Consider the following 20,590-nt stretch of genomic DNA (forward strand, 5'->3'; position numbering starts at 1 on the left):
ATAGAAATAGCATTATTTATAGAACAATCATATCACGCGTCACTCACCTATCCAATATTGATATAGCCATACAATAAGTCTTTGAACTGTTGATCCTGGAGATTCTTAATAATGGCTGCTTACATCTCATACCTCAGTTTATTCACGACATCTGCGCCCATTTTTTTGTTGATCGCGTTGATTATTTCATCCTCCTTAAACTTGAACTCCTGAGCAAAAACAGAGCTGAGAACCGCAACGGTCATGACTCCGTTTTTGCACCTCAAGGCATGGGATCTTTCCGCAACTTCCTTTGTAAACATTCCACTTATCACCTCCTGCCATGCTTCACAGGCTCTTGCCGCATCGACTTGCCTTACAATGCCAGCTTTGTTTATTGATCTTTTTAAACCGCTGTTTATCGTTGAAAGCATAATATGGTACAACTAGGATCTTATCGGCATAATTACATAAATAAAACTCTCTTTTCCGGGCGAGCTTAGAACGGTCGGGGCGCTTTCACCATTGATCTTCAGGTCCGCCTTTTCTCCATTTATACTGTTAAGCCCGTCCAAAAGATATCTGTAATTATAGACTACGCTAAAATTGTCTCCGCCTTGAACTTTATCTTGCTCTGCTCTTTTTTCCTTGCCCTCCCTGGAAGGATTGAAGTTTATTTCAGAAGCGATCCTTGTCGTATTGCTTCCCACTTCACTGGTTTCCGCGCTGACTTCCACATTATCGGCCGTGGTTGATATTTTAAGTTCAATGCTATTACTCGAAGTGTTTGCGAACAAGCTTGCCACACGGATCGCATTCAGAAGCTCTTTAGTATTAACCTCAGTTTTAACAAGATATGTTTCGGGTATAACTTGTTTATAATCAGGATATTTTCCTTCGATCAGTCTTGATATCATGCTTGACCGCCCAAAATTGAAAAGGATCTGCTTTTCGGATATCATCACCTCTAAAACCTCTTCTTCGTCATCCAGATCCCTCGCCAGTTCTTGAATCGTATTCTTGGGAATTATAACCGAACCCACGTCTCCAAGAGTTTTTAATGCATCATCGCTTACATCTTTCTTGTCTAAAATTATTGTTCTTTCCGCAAGCCTGTAGCTATCGGTTGCGACCAGCACGATCTTTCCCTTTTTTATCTCAGATATATCCATAAGCACGCCCGTAAGTTCCATTCTTGATTCACTGCTTGAAACGGCAGGCAAAACCTGGCCAAGAGCATTCTTGAATTCCAGACTCGCGATCTTAAATATCGGTTCGGCGTCGATCTTTGGCATCAATGGATATTCTTTTGCGCTCATACCCTTTATATTCGTTTTGTATCCGTTGCATTTCACACTAAGCATATCTTCCCGAAGCCTTATTTCAACATTTCCGCTCGGAAGATTTGATATAAAATTTGCAAACAATTTGGTTGGAATGGTAATTTCCCCTTCTTCTTCCACTTTTCCACCGATCCAATGGCTGACTCCCAATTCCAGATTTGTTGAGCTCAATTTCAATCCCTTTTTTTCTGTTTTTAAAAGGATATTATTCAATATCGGGAGGGTGGTGTTTTTATTTACAACCTTGCCGACTATATTCAGAGCTTTATTTAAGTTTTCTTGCGTGCAGGTTAGTTTCATATGAATTTCTATTATGATTAATTATATATAATAGTTTAATTAAATAAGTTATAGATGTAGTAAGGAGGAAAACTGTGGAAATGTGCGTTAAGGGTTTTGTATTAAATGTTTTTCGTTTGGTTAAGGTGTGTATAAGCTATTCAGAAGTAGGTGGGTGGAATCGGGATAAGTGAAATATTTGATATCCGATATTTATTATTTTGTAGATTGTCCGTTCTTATCAACATTATCATGTCTGTTTACCACAGTCTATTATAGAGTTGTTAAGCGCTTATCAACAGGATATCGGCAAGACTATCCACAGAAGTACCAAAATTATCCATTATAAATTCTTTCTATTATCAGATTGATCTCCTGTTCGATCACCTTATCAGATTCGATCTCTTTGGAAATTTTGTCATAAGCATGCATTGCCGTAGTGTGATCGCGTCCGCCCAGCCAGCCTCCAATGGACGGAAAAGATGTCTTTATTTCCGTTCTCATAAGATACATCGCGACTTGCCTGGGTTTTACGATCTCTTTTTTTCTATTCTTGTTAATAAGATCCTCTGCCGTTATGCCGTAGAAATCCGATACCGTTTTCATGATATCTTTGGGAGTTGTTGCTTTCTTTATCGGCTGAGAGATGATATTCGCGAGAATATTTGTAGTTTTCTTCAGGTCGGGATGGCTGTTATCAAGCTCGCATATCGCCATCACTCTGTTCAAGGCCCCCTGCAGCTCGCGGATATTCTTCTGTATGTGCAGGGCTATGTAGTTTATTGAATCTTCCGGCATATCAAAATTCTTTTCCTTGATCTTCGCTTTCAGTATCGCAAGTCTGGTCTCATAGTCCGGAAAGCCGACGTCAGCTATCATTCCGCCTTCGAATCGGGATCTCAGTCTTTCTTCCAGGGCGGGAATTGCTTTCGGAGGCCTGTCGCTTGAAAGGACGATCTGCTTATTGTTTTCGTAGAGAGTGTTGAAAGTATGGAAAAACTCCTCCTGGGTTTTTTCTTTGCCGGCCAAGAACTGGATATCGTCTATGATGAGGACATCGATCTTCCTGTACATCTCTTTGAAAGGTTTTGTGTTCTTTCCGGAGATGGCTTCAACAAGCTCGTTCGTGAATTTTTCACTTGATGCATATTTGATCTTTTTTTCCGGTGTTTTTTTCAGAACCTCATTTCCTATGGATTGCAAGAGGTGGGTCTTGCCGAGCCCCACTCCCCCGTAAATAAAAAGAGGGTTATAAACCATCCCGGGATTCTTGCTGACAGACATGCAGGCAGCATGAGCGAGCTCATTATGAGAACCGACAATGAAGTTTTCAAATGTATATTTCGGATTAAGCACCGAATTGCCATTGTTCTCGTTTTTGGGATATGCCATCGGTTCATCGGTCTGTCTGGGCGCATCAGACTCCCCCATCTTTCGTCCAGGCGCATTTGGCGTGCCCCCGATCTTGTAGGTGATCTTTCGGATATTGGGACAAATACTGGTGACAGCTTTTAAAATAAACTTGTGATATTTATTTTCGAGCCATTCCTTGGTGAATCCATTGGGTACGCTTATAACCATTTCGTCTTCGGTTCTGGACATTATTGACGTGTTTTTGAACCAGGTGATGAAGTTGGCTTTGCTTATAAAAAGCTCCAATTCGCCAAGGACGGCTTGCCACAACTGTTCATTTGTCATTGTATTATATGATTGGTTTACGGCAAAAAAATACTGATGGCTCCATTTATAACCTGATTTTGCCAGTCCGATCTCGTTAATAAAACAAAGTATAGTCAGATCCTTCAGTGATTTTTGTTTTAAATCAAGGTTATTACGGCACTAGGCAAATTATAGCACACTTATCCACAACATAACAATGGCTTAGACAAGAGCAGGGTGTTTATAAGATGTGGATAGTGTGGGGAGACTGTGGATTATTCAGGAAGAGTATAGTTATTGAAAAGATTTTGAGGATAATTAGCATGTATGGATAAGGTTATTTAGATATAAAATACGGATAAAAACGCCATAAACAAGCTATTTTAGGCTATATTATTGATAAAATCCTATTATGTGGCAATGGTGTGTATAAACTGGGTGGGGGCCAGGGAGAAGCTTCCGGTATTTAGTAGGAGTGGTTTTTTATCGTATATCCGATATGGCAATGCGCGGTGTTTGTGAATTTATAAGTGCAATGGACAATGTAATCAAATAATATGAAACAAATGATACAATAAGTCAATACGGAGGCGTTATTGTTCAAAAAGTAGTCGTTGATTTTTTGCCAAGTAATGTGATTATTGAAGCGTATCTTTCTGAAATCGGGAATGGCGGAATGCTATTTGGCAAGACCCAATCTGCTGTTCGGCAATGCGTGATTAATCATTTTTGGCTCAGTTATTGACTAGCTTTGCAAAGCATACTATACTAAACATAGTTTAAATTAAATAATAATCAGAATTAAACAATATGAAAAGAACATATCAGCCCAAGAAGAAGAAAAGATTGCGAAAGCATGGTTTCAGATCAAGAATGCAAACCGCAGGCGGAAGGAAAGTTCTGGCCGCAAGAAGAAGAAAAGGCAGGAAAAAACTCACTGTATAATGTTTTAGCTGCCAAGAGGATTTGAGAAATTATTCTTCTAATTAAATGCTAGATAAAAAATTCAGACTAAGAAAGCAGAAAGATTTTGACAGGATATCAAAAGAAGGAGTTTATTTTTCCGAGCATTGTCTTTTGATGAAAGCTATGAGAAATGAACTGGGAGTAACGAGATTCGGCTTTATTGTAAGCAATAAGATATCCGGCGTAGCTGCAAAAAGGAACAGGATAAAAAGATTGTTGAGGGAGGCAGCCAGGTCTTTGCAGGATAAGCTGAAAGAAGGATATGACTGCCTGTTCATAGCAAAAAACAGCATTCTGGAAAAGGAATCCGGGGAGATAAATGGGGCTGTGGAAAAACTGTTAAGAAAGTCTGGATTATACAAGGAATAAAATTAGTATTTATATATTGTGTTGAAAAAGATCGTGTTAAATTCAATAAAGATCTACCAAAAAACCTTGTCTCTTGACCATGGTTTCTTTTCTTTTTTAAGATATGGAAAACCGGCGGTTTGCAGGTTTTCTCCTACCTGCAGCGAGTTTGCATATGAGGCTATTGAGAAACACGGATTGCTAAGGGGGGGGTATCTTGGCGCCAGGAGGATCCTAAGGTGCCATCCATATTCAAAGGGAGGATTTGATCCGGTCAGATGATTTTTGATTTATGGTTTTTAGGCCATATTTCGGAGCTAAAAGGCATAAATTAAAAATTAAAAAACAAAAAGAATGTTAGCATATATTTACAATGAGATCATATATAGGCCTTTATTCAATCTTCTTGTTTGGTTCTATAATGTCATCCCCGGACATGATATAGGCGTGGCAATAGTACTGTTGACATTATTCGTAAGGCTTCTTTTATATGGAACGAACAGCAGGTCCATTAAGAGCCAGAGACAGCTCCAGGAGATACAGCCTAAGATCAAGGAAATTCAGCAGAAGTATAAAGAAGACAAAGAAACACAGGCGAAAAAACTGATGGAGCTTTATCAGAAGAACAAGATCAATCCCCTTTCGGGATGTTTGCCTCTTCTCATTCAACTTCCCATTTTGATAGCTCTTTACCAGGTTTTTATGAATGGATTCCAAGATGCGAGCCTTTCAATGCTTTATCAGGGCTATGTCTACAATCCCACACATCTGAACCCTATTTCTTTGAATTTTGTAAATCTATCCGTTCCAAATGTGTATTTGGCTTTTATTGCCGGGATATTACAGTATTATCAGACCAAGATGCTTATGGGAACAAAGGAAGACAAGGCGGAAAACAAGGAAAAAAATAAGGAAAAAACTGCAGCAGACCAGACGCAAGATTTCGCCAAGATCATGAATAAGCAGATGATCTACATTATGCCCGTCATGACCTTTATGTTCGCACAGAGTTTTCCTTCCGGATTGGCTCTCTATTGGGCTGTGACCACGGCATTTGCAATTATTCAGCAATACCTTATAATGAAAAAACAGAACAAGGCTGAAAATATTAATAGCTAATAAGATTAATATATACATATGGAAGAAACAATCCAGGGAAATGTGAAAGAAACCGTCAATAACTTGCTTGCGGCAATGGGAGTCGGCGCAAAGATCAGCGAAGAGAGGATCGAAGAGATGGGTGATGGGAAGGAGATATTCACCATTAATCTCGAAACCGAAGATCCGAACCTCCTGATCGGGCAATATGGCGCCAATCTGCAATGCATCCAGCATCTCACCGGGGTGATCGTGAAAAGGAACATACTCAGCAAAAGCAAACCGGATCTGACCGAGGAAGAAATAAAATTCAATATTGACGTCAATAATTATAAGAAGCAGAAAAGAGAATCCCTGGTAAAGCTTGCCGAGACCATTGCGAATCAGGTCATGTTCAGCAAAAATTCCGTGGCCTTGAGGCCGATGTCTTCCTATGAGAGAAAAGTGATACACATGGAGATCGCGAACAGAAAGAATCTTACGACGGAAAGTGTCGGGGAGAATCTGACGAGAAGGATAATAATCAAGTATGTGGAAAACAAGGAATAGTCCGCGTATCAGCTATTTTGCAAGATAAATTCCATATAATGAAATTAGATCGTCTTAATCTGACGCAAAAAATAATATATAATGCTTTTTTTTCAGCAGGGGCCCGCGTTGTCGAAATGGCCCTTGCTTTAGTAATTATCAGGCTAGTGGCCGCGTATCTCCAGGAGAAGGGTTTCGGCGATTACACGATCGTTCTGACCTTCGTTTATATCTTTTCCGTGCTGGCGGACTTGGGGCTTTATTCGATCGTGGCGCGGGATATTTCAAGGCCCGGAGCGGATGAAGGAAGGATCATCAGCAATGCATTTACCCTGAGGACGGTTGCGGGATTGTTTATTTTGGGTTCGGCCTATTTTTTCTCGCTTCCATTCCCCTACTCCGATGAAACCAAGGCGGGGATCGCCATAGCGGCAGTTGGTTATTGGCTTCTTTCGAATCTTCAGGTCCTGACAGGGCTTTTTCAGAAACATCTTCGCGTGGACAAGCTTGCCCTGGCTGAGATCGGGGGCCGGATCGTGCAGCTTTCCTTCGTCTGGTATTTCGTGAAATATGATTACGGATTTCTCTATATTGTGTCAGCGATAGCTTTTGGGTCGCTGGCAAACCTGATCCTTGTCCTGTGGTATGCATCGAAATATGTGAGGATACGTCCAAGTTTTGACTTTTCTTTTTGGAAAAAACTTCTCAAAGAATCGATTCCCCTTGCGGTTGCGGCTATTTTGGTCCTGATATATTTCAAACTGAACACGATCTTCCTTTCGATCATGAAAGAAAGCGAGGCGGTCGGGGTCTACGGACTTTCTTTCAAGGTAATGGAAAACCTGATATTTTTTCCGGCCATGATCGTCGGGCTTACGATGCCCATTATGAGCAAATATGTTTTTTCAGACAGGGAAAAATTCAAGTCGATCGCCCAGAGAACGCTGGATTTTCTCATCATCGCGGTGATTCCGATAGTATTCGGAGTTATAATGACGAGTGAAAAAATAATCAGACTTTTGGCGCCTACGGGATTCAAAGATTCTCCTGCGATCCTTGGAATATTGATGATCGCATTGGGATTTATTTTTCTCGGAGCGCTTTTCTCCAATATAATAATCGTAGCGAATAAGCAGAACAGGCTTGCCCAGATATATCTTGCGGGATCGGTCTTCAACGTCGCAGGAAACCTGGCTTTCATTCCTAAATATTCATATTTTGGCGCAGCCTACACGACGGTCGCAACGGAATTTTTGGTGACGTCGTTGATGCTTGTTGTAATTTATAGATCGATCGGCTATCTTCCTTCTTTTAAGGCGCTATACAAGGCTCTGGCCGTTTCTCTGGTTATGGCTGTTTTCCTTTATGCATTCAGCTATCTCAACATATTTTATCTTGTTATAATAGGCGGCTTGGTGTATGTTCCCGGAATCTATCTTATCGGCGGGATATCCCATGAGGAGATAAAGAAAATATTAAGAAGAGAGGCGTAGTTTTTGATAATGAGACGTTGAACCTTGACGTTTCGATTATATGCGCTATAATGTACTGTTATTTAGCCATTCAATTGATCTGTAATTTGTTTGTAGATCGTTTCAACTGCTAAATAGACTTATCTTGTCGACAAAAAAATATTATTGTTAGCAGCGTATATTGAAAATATAGGAGGAAAACATGGAAACATTAATACCAGCAATAGCGTTCATTCTAACGCTTATGGCGGGACTTGCAGTTATCGTTGGAGGAGTTTTGGCTTTAGGGACTAAAGAAAAAGGAGGCTCTAAAATAGTTCTAGGAATAATAATCATAATCGTGTCTTTGGTTCTTTTATACAATATTCCAGTACAAGGGCCGTATTTTGAGAAGCCGGTTCCAGGAAAGATATATTTATTAGAAGGCACGATAAAGTTAGATGATAAATATGTAACGGCCCTAATTGAGTGGAGTCCATCGACAAAGGCGGTTATTCCCCATGCAGAAATCTTTAATAGTTCAAAAGAAGAACTGGGTTTCAGAGCGGGAGATTGTGTGAATCTTCAGGGCGGTGAACTGAGGAAAATAATTATACAAGGATGCGGAAACAACAGCTAGGCCATCCTTTTTTATTTGCCTCAAATCGAATAATAATCCATAATAATTGTAAATTGCTTCAAATAACGGAATGCAAGAAAACTGTCATTCTGAACTTGTTTCAGAATCTTCGTCTGTTACATAAAAATATATTTATACTTAAAACATGGTGGATCTCGAAACAAGTTCGGGATGGCAGGGGCGATTTCGTAACCTAGAAGAAGCATTGATTATGGATCTTATTTTTTCAAAAATGAAATATAGTTTGGGCATATTATTAGTTTCAATTGCGGCTGGATATCTGATCTCGCTTCACAGTTTTTCGGTTCTCATCTTGATCGGACTGCTCATGTCCGCTGTTTGTGTCTATAGATATTTTGATACAGCCCTTCTTTTTTTGATTTTTTATCTCCCCTTCCAGGTTGCGCTCAATATTTCAAGCGGGATAGATCTTGCGTCGGGAAGGGTCTTCATTCTGATCCTTCTCGCTGTCTGGCTCATCAAAGGTCTTGCTCAAAAGAAGGTCAATATCAATTTCAGCTTGCAGATAGTTTTCCTTTCCTTGTTTCTATTTGTTGCCGGGTTCTCAATGCTTTGGGCATTTGAAGACGAGAGAGCTGCCAGGAAAATACTCGTATTTCTTTCCATTTTTCCCCTATATTTTGTGATTTCCTCTTTTGACGGCAAGAGATTTGTTTACAAGGTCTTGGACGCGCTTTTTTTGGGAGCCTTCCTGATATCTCTTATCGGACTTGCCCAATTTGCGGCGCAGTTCATCCTGGGAATAGATCCGGTCATGGAATTCTGGTCGGAAACTATAGCACCCATTTTTTATGGCAACGAGTTCGGAGCTGAAGTCGTTTCAAATCCGAGCTGGCTGGTGAATGTGAGCGGAGCGACTCTGCTCCGGGTGTTCTCGCTTTTTCCGGATCCTCACATGTTCTCATTCTATATGGGGCTGATCCTGCCGATACTCATTTCGTTCGGACTATTTTATGGCAAAGACTGCGGCGATGGCGGAAGCCTGATCCTCCGCAGCAGAACCATTGTCGGTATTATTATTTTTATAATGATCCTGTCTGAAGCGCTGACATTTTCAAGAGGGGGATATATCGGCATGGTTGCGGGACTGGGAATTCTCATTATTCTCGGCTGGAAATATTTCGGCGTCAAAAAAAAGTTCATAATTGGCTCTTTTTTTGCGATACTTACGCTCTTTGGCGCAACGAACGGACAGTCCTTTGTTGCGCGCTTTGTTTCTTCGTTCGATCTTGGCGAGGGGTCGAATAGCGAAAGAATGAAGAATTGGGGACAGGGCTATGAAATGTTCGCGGACAACTTGTTTTTCGGAGTCGGGATCGGGAACTATTCTTATGAGCTTAAGCCGACTGCGGACTACAGGACTCCTATCTATGCGCATAATACTTATCTGGATATAGGCGCGGAAATGGGAATTTTCGCTCTTTTTGCGTGGATCATGTTGTTTGGCGCTTCGATATACGGACTATACCGGGCGGGTAAATATGCTGACAATATAGGCGAAAGAGCTCTTTCGTTCGGTCTCGTCGGTTCCCTGGTCTGGTTCTTGACTCATAGTTTTTTTGACACCGCGATCTATTCTCCGACGGTGCTATCAATATTAATGGTGATTTTGGCAGTAGCAGCAACTATAAATGCAAAATGCAAAAATCAAAATGTAAAATGACAATTCAAAATTAAAAAATGTCGATTATTTTTATTTTTGATATTTACATTTTAAATTAGCGATTATCCATCGGTTGAAACAAATATAGTAACAATTATGTCAATTTTGAAATTTAGCAAGTCAAGCATATTTGATATCCGATACGGCCTATATCTCGTTATTTTTTCCATGCCACTATATCTGGTGCGTTTTTCCGTTTTCGGCATCCCGTCAACGCTTCTGGAGGCCATGATATATGTTCTTTTTCTTGTCTGGGTTCTGGGCGAAACCAAAAAAGAAAACCGTTTCGGCCGGATGACCTCTCTAGTACAAAACGAACAAAGGTTGTCCTATGGCATCGTCCTGCTTTTTTCGGGGCTTTTGATATCTGCCGCTTTCTCGGATGATCTTCGGACCAGTCTGGGGATCGTGAAGGGATGGTTTTTCGATCCGCTTCTTGTTTTTTTGATTTTTGTATCGTGTATCAGAAATGAAAAAGACATAAAAAAAGTATTACTCAGCTGGACATTGTCGGGATTTACGGTCGCGGTCGCGGGAATCGGTTATTATTTGGCCGGAAACCTCACGTTTGACGGAAGAGTAAAGGCGTTTTATCTTTCGCCGAACCATTTGGCGATGTATCTCGCTCCGTCGCTGCTGATCGCAATTTGGTTCTTTCTGAAAAAAGAAAGCAGTTTTTCAAAAGACATTGAAAAAGGAGCTAAGCTCCTGATCGGGAGCTTAGCTCCTTTGGCCATAATAGTCATATCAATTTCATTATATCTGACCCATTCGTTCGGATCGCTGTTGGGAATATCGGCAAGTCTGTTTTGCATGTTCGGCAAACGCTTTTTTGCAGAGGTCCGGGCAAAGAAAAGATCAGGCTATGTGCTGGTATTTCTGGCCATTCTGTCCTTTGGTGTTTTTTTGGTATATGGGAAAATGGTTCAAATCGAGAATTCAGGAGGGAGATCATCGTTTCATTCCCGGCTTATGATCTGGGAAGCATCCTGGGAAATGATAAAAGAAAGTCCGGTCGTCGGGATCGGGCCCGGCACCTTCCAGGAGAAATATCTTTCGATAAAAAGCAGGTTCAAAGATCCCTATCTGGAGTGGGCTGTTTCCCAGCCCCATAATATATTTCTGGATTTCTACCTTCAGACAGGATTGGTCGGTTTCGCGGGTTTTTTGCTTCTCTTGTCTTGGTTCTTCGGAAAAGACAACAGGTCCGATATCTCAAAACTGCTCATGGTCTATGTCCTCATCCATGGCCTGATCGATACGACCTATTGGAAGAACGATCTTGCGGTCATGTTCTGGCTTGTTTTGGGCATTGCATGCTCTATGAAGCCGGGTTTCGAAGAAAAAGGCCAAAGCAAACATATCCGAGGCGCTTTTTAGGTTGACTTTAAGCTGCAATAAGGTTATTATTGTTGTAGTTAATTGGCAGCTTTTTTTGTTTATGCCAAAGTAAATTTTAATCAAAATAAATGTCAGGAATAATCGATAGTCTAAAGGAGAATCAGGGGGTCATAGTTGCTGGACTGGTGGCGTTTTCAGCGGTAATTCTGGCCTGGAATATATATCTGCAAAGGAATCTTTCACAGATAAAGAAGCGCAGCAGGGTCTTTTTTGAGAGCAAGGAAGCAAAGGACCTGGAAGAGATAATATTCAATCAGATAAAGAATGCGAATGAGGCGAAGGTGAGTATGGAGAAGATGTTTATTGAAAATGCCGACATGAAGAAAAAGCTGGATTTGTGTATACAAAAAGTGGGAGTGGTCAGATTCAATCCGTTTGCCGAGGTCGGAGGAAACCAGAGCTTTGCGATAGCTCTGCTTGACAAGCATCTTAGCGGTGTTATCATACTTAGTCTTTATGCGAGAGATGGCGTCAGGGTGTATTCGAAGGCGTTGAAAGACGGAAAGTCCGAATACAGGCTCAGTAAAGAAGAAGAGGAAGCGGTTAAATTAGCCAGTACCGACATAGCTTAATTCTACTCGTTCAGTTATTTCAGAAAGTGGTTTGCCGGCAGGTCTGTCGTTGATATCTTGCCGGTAAGGTGATAATGGCACTAACGTCGGATAAGAGAGTTTGGAGGCTTAAATCAAATAAAATCCCATAATGATCAAACAAGAAGAAACCGAACTTGACGAAAAAAAAGAAAAAACCATTCTTGAGATCCCTGAAAATATAACAGTGAAGGATCTTGCTTTGAAAATGAACATAAAGCCCACCGAGCTCATTACGGTGCTGATCAGGAATAAGATATTTGCGAATATAAACGAGGTTCTTGATTTCGACACGGCATCTATTATTGCCGACGATTTCAATTTCGAACTTGCAAGAGCAAGATCGGAGATGGACAAAAGAAGGCAGCGACTCAAGACGGAAACCGGAAAGGGAGGAAAAAAGAGGCCGCCCGTCGTTGTTGTCATGGGTCATGTTGATCATGGAAAAACAACTTTGCTTGACAAGATCCTCGAGACTAACGTTGCAAGCAGCGAGTTCGGCGGGATCACCCAGCATTTCAGCGCATATCAGGTGAAGAAAAAAGGAGAACTGATAACCTTTCTCGATACCCCGGGACATGAGGCATTTCATGCTATGCGCCAGAGGGGTGCGTATATAACCGATATTGCGGTCATTGTCGTTGCGGCGGATGACGGAGTCAAACCGCAGACCATCGAGGCCATCGATTTTGCAAAAAGCGTGGGGGTTCCGATCATCATTGCGATGAACAAGACCGACAAATCGGAAGCCAATATAGACAGGGTGAAGAAACAGCTTGCGGAGATAGACCTGCTTAGCGAGGATTGGGGAGGAAAGACGGTTTGCGTCAACATTTCCGCAAAGACCGGAGAAGGAATAGATCAGCTTTTGGATATGATCATACTCAGTGCGGATATGGAAGAGCTGAAAGCAAATCCGAATTCCGTGGCGGAGGGATTTGTTTTTGAATCGAACCTTGATCCGAAGATCGGGCCTGTCGCAAAGGTCCTGATCCAGAACGGGACATTGAAAGAAGGAGATTATGTGACCGCAGGCGGCGCGTGGGGAAGGATCAAAAAGATCTCCAATTTTGCCGGAAAAAAGATCACAAAGGCTCTGCCTTCGGCGCCGGTCACGGTTATCGGCCTGAACGGAGTTCCAAGGGCGGGATCGCTTCTTATGGCCGAAGAAAGCAGATTTATTGCAGAGAAAAAAGTGAAAGAATTCCTGGAAAAGAACAAAGGAGAAATGGAATCGAGGCCTGTCACGAGCGCAAAGATGAAAGAGAAGATCGAATCCAACCAGGTAAAGAAGCTCAATCTGATAATCAAAGCGGACACGAAAGGCTCGCTTGAGGCCATTACGGGAATACTCGAAACGGTTGGAAATGAAAATGCCATAATTCAGATGCTGAAGGCTGGAGTCGGGAATATAACCGAGACCGATATCAAACTGGCGCGTTCTTCAAAGGCGGTAATTGCGGGATTCAATATAAATGTAAGTTCCGATATTAAAAAATTCGCGGAAAAAGAAAAAGTTAAGATCAGGATATATAATATAATCTACGAGTTGGTAAATGATGCAAAAGAAGAACTGGCATCACTTCTCGAACCGGAGACCGTCAGGACGGACCTCGGAAATCTCAAGGTCATTGCGATGTTCAAGTCCGGGAAGAAGTCGGCAAAAATCGCCAATATAATCTTTGGCGCAAAAGTTGAGAACGGAAAGATCGAGAAAGCATCCATGCTGGAAGTCTTCCGTAAAGGAGAAATGATCGGAAAAGGAGTGGCAAAGGAGCTCCAGTATAACAAGAAAGTGGCAGATGAAGTTAAGGCCGGAAACAATGCGGGAATCACATATGAAGGAAATGTGCTGGTTGAGATCGGAGACGTTCTGAAAGCTTATAAAGAAGAAAAAAGAAAAGGAAAACTATAATATCATACCATCTATCTATGAAAGCAAGGATCATAAGAGTGAATGAACTGATAAAACAAGAGGTTGCCGAGATCATGCTGGAAGACATAAACTTTCCGGCCGGAACTCTTGTCACGGTTGTGGCGGCTAAAGTGTCCGTCGATCTTCGATATGCCGATATTATCATCAGCGTTTATCCTTCAGGCAACAGGGAAGCGGCGCTGGAGGCTCTGAATGAAAATATATATGCGATGCAGCAGATCATAAACAAGAAACTCTCCATGAAACCAGTTCCGAAGATCAGGTTCAGGGTTGATGAAAGCGCGGAATATGTCGAGAAAATAGAAAGGCTCATCAGAAAAAGCAAGGAAGAGTGATCGCGGCTTGAGAACCTGACGGCGCGTTCGTCCGGCTCTTAGATCGTAATCAACTCAAGGATGAATGAAGCGGCAAAAATAATAAAGGAAAGCAAGGATATTTTGATTATGGCCCATAAGAATCCCGACGGGGATGCTATTGGGTCTGTTTTGGGATTAGGGATCGCGCTTAATATTCCTGGAAAGACGATAACCTGCTTTTCCCAGGACCCGGTTCCGAAAGTATTCGGTTTCCTTCCGGAGTTATCGATGATAAAAAACAGCATCGAGCCAAAGGAATATGACCTGATCGTGCTGCTTGATTGTGACAATCTGAACCGGACCGGAATAAAGGAGTCCGGCAAAGTTTTCGAAGGTTACAAAAAACTTCTCATCATTGACCATCACCCGAGATCGGAAAATAATGAGTGCATAGGAAATTGCCATAAAGTGATAGATCCCACGGCATCTTCAACGGCTGTAATGATCTACTGCCTTCTGAAAGAACTGAAGATCGAGATAACGAAAGATATTGCGAACTGCATTTTCACCGGAATATTCGCCGATACGGGAAGCTTCCAGCACAGCAATACCGACGAGAAGACACTGAAGGTTGCCGCGGAACTGATGAAAAAAGGCGCAAGGTCCGAAAAAATAGCCAAGCAGATATTCAAGAACAGGACAATGCCGGCCATAAAACTTTGGGGAAAGGCCCTGAGCCGGATCGAGACCGATAAGGAGACAGGCATGGCGGTTTCGTATCTATCAAAGAAAGACCTTGAAGAAAACAATGTCAGCCAGGAGGAACTTTCGGGGCTCGTGAGCACCATAAACACCATAAGCGATTCCAAGTTCTCGCTGTTTCTGACGGAATATGGCGAAAACAAACTGAAGGGCAGTCTTCGAAGCGAGGAATATAAAGGCATAGATGTATCAAGGATAGCGAAAAGTCTGGGCGGCGGAGGCCACAAGCTGGCATCCGGATTTGAGATGGACGGCCAGATCAAGGAGAGCATTGAAAAGATAACCAAAATGATCCTGGAAACAAAAAAAGATCCTATAGCCAATAATCAATAGATCATAAAACAAAATGAACAGAGAGCTTAGCGAGCTTATCGATATGATAACCAGCATATCAATAATTTTGGGAGTATTCTTCTCGTATTTTCAAATCAGGAAAGCGGCGAAGTCCATCGAGGTGGGGCAAAAAGCGAACGCGATCAATGTTCTTAATTCCTTCACCAAGGAATATGACCGTATAATATTGGAGTCTGAGGAATGCATTACATCCAAAAAGGTGGCGACATGGTATTTCCGATTCTGGAATCTGATGACGAATGAATATCTTTTTTTCAGCAAAGGACTTCTTGACCGGAATATTTTCGAATTCTGGTGCTATAAGCTCTGTCTGTATTACAATTCAAAGCCGACTAAGGTTCCCTATAAGAAAGTCAGGACATACAAGCTCAGTCATCTGGAATATATGGTAAGCCATAACGGCAGCTATCCTAAGTCGGACGCGTTTTTCAGGGAGCTGATGGAGATCGCCGACAAGGAAAAGAATAAGGACGAGATGGCAAAAAAAGTGCACAAACTTGTTAAAAAATATTGCAAAGTAAATTGCTGACATGAATTTTGGAGCGCATATATCCATCGAGGGAGGGATCGGGAAAGCTCCCAAAAGAGCTCACACTATTGGCTGTGAGTGTTTTCAAATGTTTTCGAGATCTCCTCACGGAGGGAAGGCGGCAGACATCTCAAAGGAGAAAGCTGATGAATTCAAAAAAGAGCGCAAGAAATATAAGCTGAAAGGATGCTACATACACACGCCGTACTATATCAATCTAGCGTCAACGGACAATCGGATCTATTATGGGTCCATATCTGCCATCAGAAAAGAGCTTGAGGTTGCGGATCTGATCGGCGCGGAGGCGGTCGTTACGCATCTGGGTTCCGCCAGAGAGCTTGGAAAGGCTGAGGCGGACAAGAAACTTGTCCAGGGACTGGTAAAAATATTCCGGCATTCCCCTGCCTCAAAAAAGGAAACAAAATTCAAAGCGGTGCTTCTGCTAGAAATTACGGCCGGTGCCGGCGAGATCATGGGAGACAGTTTTGAAGAGATCTCGAATTTTATAAAAGAAACGGAAAAAGAGGTCAGGAAAAATAAATTGGGCGTATGCTTTGATACGGCTCATGCTTTTGCTTCGGGATATGATCTCAGGAATGAGAAGGCCGTGAAAAAAACTTTTGACCGCTTTGACAATATGATCGGACTGGAAAGGCTGGGGTTGATCCATTGCAACGATTCATTGGCGGATTTCGGTTCCCATGTCGATAGACATGACAACATCGGAAGTGGTAAAATTGGACTAGCCGGATTTGAAGCGATCTTGAACGATGCACGGCTCAAGAATATGGATCTTATAATTGAAACGCCAAATGGCAAAGAGAAAGAGGATATCGGGAAATTAAGGAGCATAATAAAAAAACTGAGATAAAAATTACATGAATGAAATCTTTCACAGTAAAAAAGCAAAATATGCAATAATAATTTTGTTTCCGGTGATTATTGCTGCGTCTTTTTTCGCATATGGAAAAAGCGATGGTCCTGCCACAAAGACAAAAGAAAACAGCCCCGTTTTGGAAAGCGTGGCTGTAAAAAGCTCCGGTACAGACGAGGATGTAGTGAAGGTGTCTCCTGCCACAAACGCTGTTGTCGTTGAAGATATCGATAGCGATGCAGGTATAAACAATGTGGATGGCGAAAACAGAGATGCCGGAGCGACCAAATGGGTGAAGGATATGATCGGATATAAAAAAGTGGAGGCCAGAACGCTAAACGTGCCGGCCGATCATAAGAAGATCCAGGATGCTATCAATAGTGCGAACCGGGGAGACATTGTCAGGGTGGCCGAGGGAGAATATGGGGAAAATATCATTATGAAGAACGGAGTGAGCCTGGAGGGCGCGGGGGCGCAAACGACCGTCATCGACGGAAATAATCTCGGAAATACCGTTACATTCAAAAGCGTTCGCGATCCGAGGACATATCTGTCCGGTTTTACGATAAAGAATGCCGGGAAAAGCCTGAGCGGCATTTCCATCGAAAATTCATCTCCCTGGATCCATGACAATTTTATCACCGAGAACGAGTTTGGAGTCTATATTAGCGGAGAATCCCGTCCGGTGATCCAGAAAAACATCATCAGGAATTCGAGCAAGGGCGTACAGGTTTATAATTTTATTGAAGAGAAGGAGACCGGGGATGTCGTTTCTGATGAAACAGATGACGCAGTCCGGGAGGATGACAGGGCGGTTTTGGATTCCGGGCAGGACAACGAGCGGGTTGCTCCTCCGGAAGAGTCAAAGACCAAGCCGGTCATTATAGACAATCTGATCACCGACAACAAGATCGGAATAGATCTTTATAATTCTCATGCCGACATAGAACATAATGATATCAGCTACAATAATCACTACAAGACATATCTTGGAGCGACCTACGGGATCAATATAAGCGGATCATCCTGTGAGATCTCAAACAACATTATAACCGATAACGGGATCTGCGAACTTTGCGCGGGAATTATTGCGGATGAAAACAGTCGAAACGTCCTGATAGGTTATAACGACATATGGAACAACAAAAATGACTTTTTGTGTTTTGGGGAGTGTGTTTTGGATGAGAATAATATTTCAGAAGATCCTCTTTATGCCGATACCATGCTTGGCGATTATAAATTACAGTCCGAATCGGCGCTTATAGGAAAAGCGAAAGACGGATTGGATGTGGGGATAAGATGGTAGGGATAATTTTCAATTAACAATTTTCAATTTTCATTAATTTTCAATAAAACAATTATCAATTGTGAATTAGGACATTGATAAATTGAATCAAAATTCAAAATTGGAAATTTGAGTTTATAGTTACGTTTAAATATGATCAAAGAATTAGAAGAACAATTGTTGAAATGCGAGAAATGTTCACTTTCAAAGACCAGAACTCATGTTGTTCCGGGAGAAGGGAGCCTGAAGGCTGAGATCATGTTCATCGGCGAGGGGCCGGGCCAGAAAGAAGATGAGCTCGGGCGTCCTTTTGTCGGGGCTGCGGGAAAACTGCTGGATAAGATGATAGGATCGATCGGGCTCAAGAGAGAGGATGTCTTCATCGCAAATGTGGTGAAATGCCGTCCTCCTCAGAATCGCGATCCCCTTCCCGAAGAGGTCGAGGCATGCAGGAACTGGCTGGACGAGCAGGTGAAATTGATCGATCCCAAGATGCTGGTTCTTCTCGGAAGGCATTCTATGGACAGATTCCTTCCCGGACTCCGGATATCGCAGGATCATGGAAAACCGAAAAGGTACCGTGGGCGGGTTTATTTTCCCGTGTATCACCCGGCGGCCGCGCTTTATAGAAGGTCTCTCATTGAAGATCTTGAGAAGGATTTCAAAAAGATACCGAAGATCCTGAAACTTATCGATTCGGAAAATGCCGATAGATCGAAAGATAAAGGAGAATCCGCCATAGAGAAGCATGAGATGGGGACGTAGGCGAAAAATTTCTAATTTCTAATTTCTAATGAATGACTCAATGAATTAATTTTAAAACATAAAGAATTATTTGTTGATTCTCAGCCCAAGGCTGATTCGTCTCGGAGGGAAAAATTGGAAATTCAAAATTCAAACATACAGTAGAAGCGGTTTATTGACCGCGCCTATATTTTATGTTAACTTATAATATGTTAAAAGCATCGCAGGAAGCGCATAGAAATGGCCAGATAGCCAAGCAGTAAGGCAACGGTCTGCAAAACCGTTATTCATGGGTGCAATTCCCATTCTGGCCTCCAAGAATTAACTTAAAACTCATAACATATAACTGAAAACCGGAGAAAATTCAAAAAATTTCTATCGCGTCACAGGTCATTAGTTATGAGTTATAAGTTTATTTGGCCGAGGTGGCGGAACTGGTAGACGCAACAGACTTAAAATCTGTCGATCGCAAGGTCATGAGGGTTCGATTCCCTCCCCCGGCACAAAATTAACTACTAATCTATAACTGATAACTAATGACGGGATTTTGTTATTAGTCAATGAGTTATTTTGGACGTTTAGCGAAACATACAGGAAGCTTAAGATTCAGATTTTATGCCAGAGAGATAATGGCTCTATTGAGAAAATCCTAATCTGATACTTATTAAGCAAACATCTGATAGCTGATAACCCAAAACTTATAACAAAAGTTCAATTCTGTTACAAGTTACAGGTTATGAGTTATAAGTTATAAGCTGATGCGAAAATCGACGTTCTACATAGTTTCATTGTCTTTAGGCTTGATACTGTTTGTTTTTTCAATAAAGCAAGCGGGAATTGGAAGTATATTGGAATCTCTGTCTTTCTTTCCAACCTCTTCGATCATAATTGTTTTCCTCGCCAACTTTGTGGCAGCTATATTGATTTCCACTTTGCGATGGAAGATCGTGATCGAGGCGCAGGAAAATTGCAAGATAGATTTTTCAAAAGTAATGATAGCCAAGCTCGCGGGTTTTACCATGAGTTATATAACTCCGTCTGTTATGGTGGGCGGAGAGCCGATAAGGGTCTATATGTTGAAGGAAAGCGCAGGACTGAGCTGGGAAAAGTCGCTTGCGACCGCGGTCATAGACCAGACGATCTATTTCTTCTCGCTTCTCCTATTGATGATAATAGGATTTTTGTTTTTAGCGGACCATTTTTCACTTCCGAGGGGCATAACTTATGGATTTTGGGCGATAATTATCATAGGCATAATCGTTCTTCATATATTTTATAATAGAGTGATCTCCAAAACTCCGGGCCAGGAAGGCTTTTTCATGTTTATAATAAACACTTTCAGGCTGAATAAGATCCGGTATATAAGAAACAAGGAAAAGAGCATAAATAACACCGAAAGGATAATTTCCGATTTTTTCAGAAATAAGAGAGAGGCGCTATTCCAGGTGTTTATGCTTGCGGTTGCGGAAGTGGCTGCCTATCTTGTGGTGGTGTGGGTGCTTGCAATGTATTTGGGGGCAGAAGTGACGGTTTTCAGTTCCATCTCCATATTTGCCATCATAACACTGGCAAGCTTTGTTCCGATCCCCGGATCGCTGGGAAGTATGGAGGCTTCCATAACTTTCATATTCGACCTTCTGACGCTTGGAGGGGGCAATGGATTCACTTTCAGTCTGATCTTCAGGCTTGTGAACATACTGACGGTTATCGCAGGCTTTTTCGCAATTGTATATTTTGAGGTCAAGAACATAAAGGATAAATTCAAGCAGGCTCCTCAGGAACTGAGCGATTTTCACAGATTCATTCTCAACATATTCCACAGAAAAGATTAAGAAGGCAAACAA

General features: G+C 41.9%; 21 protein-coding genes and 2 tRNA genes. 20 read left to right on the plus strand and 3 right to left on the minus strand.

What is annotated here, in order from left to right; all coding sequences use genetic code 11:
- Positions 1–119 precede the first annotated feature (119 nt).
- The 3 genes from WC788_07835 to dnaA form a co-directional block, all read right to left on the minus strand.
- Positions 120–413, minus strand: a complete 294-nt coding sequence (locus tag WC788_07835; GenBank protein MFA6097510.1) for a DUF721 domain-containing protein — start codon at positions 411–413, stop codon at positions 120–122.
- Between the two features lie 12 nt (positions 414–425).
- Positions 426–1,622, minus strand: a complete 1,197-nt coding sequence (gene dnaN / locus WC788_07840) for a DNA polymerase III subunit beta (GenBank protein MFA6097511.1) — start codon at positions 1,620–1,622, stop codon at positions 426–428.
- A gap of 315 nt (positions 1,623–1,937) precedes the next feature.
- On the minus strand, positions 1,938–3,299 hold the full coding sequence (gene dnaA / locus WC788_07845; GenBank protein ID MFA6097512.1) for a chromosomal replication initiator protein DnaA: 1,362 nt from the start codon (positions 3,297–3,299) through the stop codon (positions 1,938–1,940).
- A 771-nt stretch (positions 3,300–4,070) separates the two neighbouring features.
- On the opposite strand from dnaA, the gene rpmH reads away from it, so the two are divergent.
- From rpmH to WC788_07945, 20 genes are all read left to right on the plus strand, one after another.
- Positions 4,071–4,205 carry a 50S ribosomal protein L34 gene (rpmH, locus tag WC788_07850; GenBank protein ID MFA6097513.1) on the plus strand — a complete coding sequence of 45 codons (135 nt, stop codon included), beginning with the start codon at positions 4,071–4,073 and terminating at the stop codon, positions 4,203–4,205.
- A gap of 45 nt (positions 4,206–4,250) precedes the next feature.
- The gene (gene rnpA, locus WC788_07855; GenBank protein ID MFA6097514.1) at positions 4,251–4,595 is read left to right on the plus strand and encodes a ribonuclease P protein component; all 345 of its coding nucleotides are present in this window, start codon (positions 4,251–4,253) and stop codon (positions 4,593–4,595) included.
- An 18-nt stretch (positions 4,596–4,613) separates the two neighbouring features.
- A complete protein-coding gene (gene yidD / locus WC788_07860; GenBank protein MFA6097515.1) occupies positions 4,614–4,856 on the plus strand; it encodes a membrane protein insertion efficiency factor YidD in 243 nt (80 codons plus the stop codon).
- 72 nt (positions 4,857–4,928) lie between these two features.
- On the plus strand, positions 4,929–5,693 hold the full coding sequence (gene yidC, locus WC788_07865) for a membrane protein insertase YidC (protein MFA6097516.1): 765 nt from the start codon (positions 4,929–4,931) through the stop codon (positions 5,691–5,693).
- An 18-nt stretch (positions 5,694–5,711) separates the two neighbouring features.
- Positions 5,712–6,221: a R3H domain-containing nucleic acid-binding protein gene (locus WC788_07870; GenBank protein MFA6097517.1), complete on the plus strand. Its 510-nt coding sequence runs from the start codon at positions 5,712–5,714 to the stop codon at positions 6,219–6,221.
- A gap of 38 nt (positions 6,222–6,259) precedes the next feature.
- The gene (locus WC788_07875) at positions 6,260–7,693 is read left to right on the plus strand and encodes a flippase (protein ID MFA6097518.1); all 1,434 of its coding nucleotides are present in this window, start codon (positions 6,260–6,262) and stop codon (positions 7,691–7,693) included.
- 181 nt (positions 7,694–7,874) lie between these two features.
- Entirely contained in the window at positions 7,875–8,291 is a 417-nt protein-coding gene (locus WC788_07880) for a hypothetical protein (protein MFA6097519.1), read from the plus strand.
- Between the two features lie 145 nt (positions 8,292–8,436).
- Positions 8,437–9,975, plus strand: coding sequence for an O-antigen ligase family protein (locus WC788_07885; GenBank protein ID MFA6097520.1), 1,539 nt, complete (start codon positions 8,437–8,439; stop codon positions 9,973–9,975).
- Between the two features lie 96 nt (positions 9,976–10,071).
- The gene (locus WC788_07890) at positions 10,072–11,355 is read left to right on the plus strand and encodes an O-antigen ligase family protein (GenBank protein MFA6097521.1); all 1,284 of its coding nucleotides are present in this window, start codon (positions 10,072–10,074) and stop codon (positions 11,353–11,355) included.
- Positions 11,356–11,444: 89 nt separating this feature from the next.
- Complete coding sequence (locus WC788_07895) at positions 11,445–11,948, plus strand: DUF4446 family protein (protein ID MFA6097522.1); 504 nt, start codon at positions 11,445–11,447, stop codon at positions 11,946–11,948.
- A gap of 130 nt (positions 11,949–12,078) precedes the next feature.
- Entirely contained in the window at positions 12,079–13,881 is a 1,803-nt protein-coding gene (gene infB, locus WC788_07900; GenBank protein ID MFA6097523.1) for a translation initiation factor IF-2, read from the plus strand.
- A 17-nt stretch (positions 13,882–13,898) separates the two neighbouring features.
- On the plus strand, positions 13,899–14,237 hold the full coding sequence (gene rbfA / locus WC788_07905) for a 30S ribosome-binding factor RbfA (protein ID MFA6097524.1): 339 nt from the start codon (positions 13,899–13,901) through the stop codon (positions 14,235–14,237).
- 60 nt (positions 14,238–14,297) lie between these two features.
- Positions 14,298–15,293, plus strand: a complete 996-nt coding sequence (locus tag WC788_07910) for a bifunctional oligoribonuclease/PAP phosphatase NrnA (protein ID MFA6097525.1) — start codon at positions 14,298–14,300, stop codon at positions 15,291–15,293.
- A 13-nt stretch (positions 15,294–15,306) separates the two neighbouring features.
- Positions 15,307–15,843: a hypothetical protein gene (locus WC788_07915; protein ID MFA6097526.1), complete on the plus strand. Its 537-nt coding sequence runs from the start codon at positions 15,307–15,309 to the stop codon at positions 15,841–15,843.
- Between the two features lies 1 nt (position 15,844).
- Entirely contained in the window at positions 15,845–16,714 is an 870-nt protein-coding gene (locus tag WC788_07920; GenBank protein ID MFA6097527.1) for a deoxyribonuclease IV, read from the plus strand.
- 7 nt (positions 16,715–16,721) lie between these two features.
- On the plus strand, positions 16,722–18,023 hold the full coding sequence (locus WC788_07925; protein ID MFA6097528.1) for a hypothetical protein: 1,302 nt from the start codon (positions 16,722–16,724) through the stop codon (positions 18,021–18,023).
- A gap of 132 nt (positions 18,024–18,155) precedes the next feature.
- Positions 18,156–18,767 (plus strand): uracil-DNA glycosylase, encoded by a 612-nt coding sequence (locus WC788_07930; protein ID MFA6097529.1) that lies wholly within the window; start codon positions 18,156–18,158, stop codon positions 18,765–18,767.
- A 221-nt stretch (positions 18,768–18,988) separates the two neighbouring features.
- A tRNA-Cys gene (locus tag WC788_07935) sits at positions 18,989–19,063 on the plus strand.
- A 102-nt stretch (positions 19,064–19,165) separates the two neighbouring features.
- Positions 19,166–19,249: transfer RNA gene (locus WC788_07940), tRNA-Leu, on the plus strand.
- Between the two features lie 333 nt (positions 19,250–19,582).
- Complete coding sequence (locus WC788_07945; protein MFA6097530.1) at positions 19,583–20,578, plus strand: lysylphosphatidylglycerol synthase transmembrane domain-containing protein; 996 nt, start codon at positions 19,583–19,585, stop codon at positions 20,576–20,578.
- Positions 20,579–20,590: the final 12 nt, after the last annotated feature.

The organism is Candidatus Paceibacterota bacterium, assembly GCA_041661265.1.
In the GTDB taxonomy this organism is placed as follows: domain Bacteria; phylum Patescibacteriota; class Minisyncoccia; order JAHIHE01; family JAGLIN01; genus JBAZUT01.

Excerpts from the sequence above, each read along its gene's own strand:
- WC788_07835 (MFA6097510.1), bottom strand. The coding sequence starts at position 413 with ATGCTTTCAACGATAAACAGCGGTTTAAAAAGATCAATAAACAAAGCT.
- dnaN (MFA6097511.1), bottom strand. The coding sequence starts at position 1,622 with ATGAAACTAACCTGCACGCAAGAAAACTTAAATAAAGCTCTGAATATA.
- dnaA (MFA6097512.1), bottom strand. The coding sequence starts at position 3,299 with ATGACAAATGAACAGTTGTGGCAAGCCGTCCTTGGCGAATTGGAGCTT.
- rpmH (MFA6097513.1), top strand. The coding sequence starts at position 4,071 with ATGAAAAGAACATATCAGCCCAAGAAGAAGAAAAGATTGCGAAAGCAT.
- rnpA (MFA6097514.1), top strand. The coding sequence starts at position 4,251 with ATGCTAGATAAAAAATTCAGACTAAGAAAGCAGAAAGATTTTGACAGG.
- yidC (MFA6097516.1), top strand. The coding sequence starts at position 4,929 with ATGTTAGCATATATTTACAATGAGATCATATATAGGCCTTTATTCAAT.
- WC788_07870 (MFA6097517.1), top strand. The coding sequence starts at position 5,712 with ATGGAAGAAACAATCCAGGGAAATGTGAAAGAAACCGTCAATAACTTG.
- WC788_07875 (MFA6097518.1), top strand. The coding sequence starts at position 6,260 with ATGAAATTAGATCGTCTTAATCTGACGCAAAAAATAATATATAATGCT.
- WC788_07880 (MFA6097519.1), top strand. The coding sequence starts at position 7,875 with ATGGAAACATTAATACCAGCAATAGCGTTCATTCTAACGCTTATGGCG.
- WC788_07885 (MFA6097520.1), top strand. The coding sequence starts at position 8,437 with ATGGTGGATCTCGAAACAAGTTCGGGATGGCAGGGGCGATTTCGTAAC.
- WC788_07890 (MFA6097521.1), top strand. The coding sequence starts at position 10,072 with ATGTCAATTTTGAAATTTAGCAAGTCAAGCATATTTGATATCCGATAC.
- WC788_07895 (MFA6097522.1), top strand. The coding sequence starts at position 11,445 with ATGTCAGGAATAATCGATAGTCTAAAGGAGAATCAGGGGGTCATAGTT.
- infB (MFA6097523.1), top strand. The coding sequence starts at position 12,079 with ATGATCAAACAAGAAGAAACCGAACTTGACGAAAAAAAAGAAAAAACC.
- rbfA (MFA6097524.1), top strand. The coding sequence starts at position 13,899 with ATGAAAGCAAGGATCATAAGAGTGAATGAACTGATAAAACAAGAGGTT.
- WC788_07910 (MFA6097525.1), top strand. The coding sequence starts at position 14,298 with ATGAATGAAGCGGCAAAAATAATAAAGGAAAGCAAGGATATTTTGATT.
- WC788_07915 (MFA6097526.1), top strand. The coding sequence starts at position 15,307 with ATGAACAGAGAGCTTAGCGAGCTTATCGATATGATAACCAGCATATCA.
- WC788_07920 (MFA6097527.1), top strand. The coding sequence starts at position 15,845 with ATGAATTTTGGAGCGCATATATCCATCGAGGGAGGGATCGGGAAAGCT.
- WC788_07925 (MFA6097528.1), top strand. The coding sequence starts at position 16,722 with ATGAATGAAATCTTTCACAGTAAAAAAGCAAAATATGCAATAATAATT.
- WC788_07930 (MFA6097529.1), top strand. The coding sequence starts at position 18,156 with ATGATCAAAGAATTAGAAGAACAATTGTTGAAATGCGAGAAATGTTCA.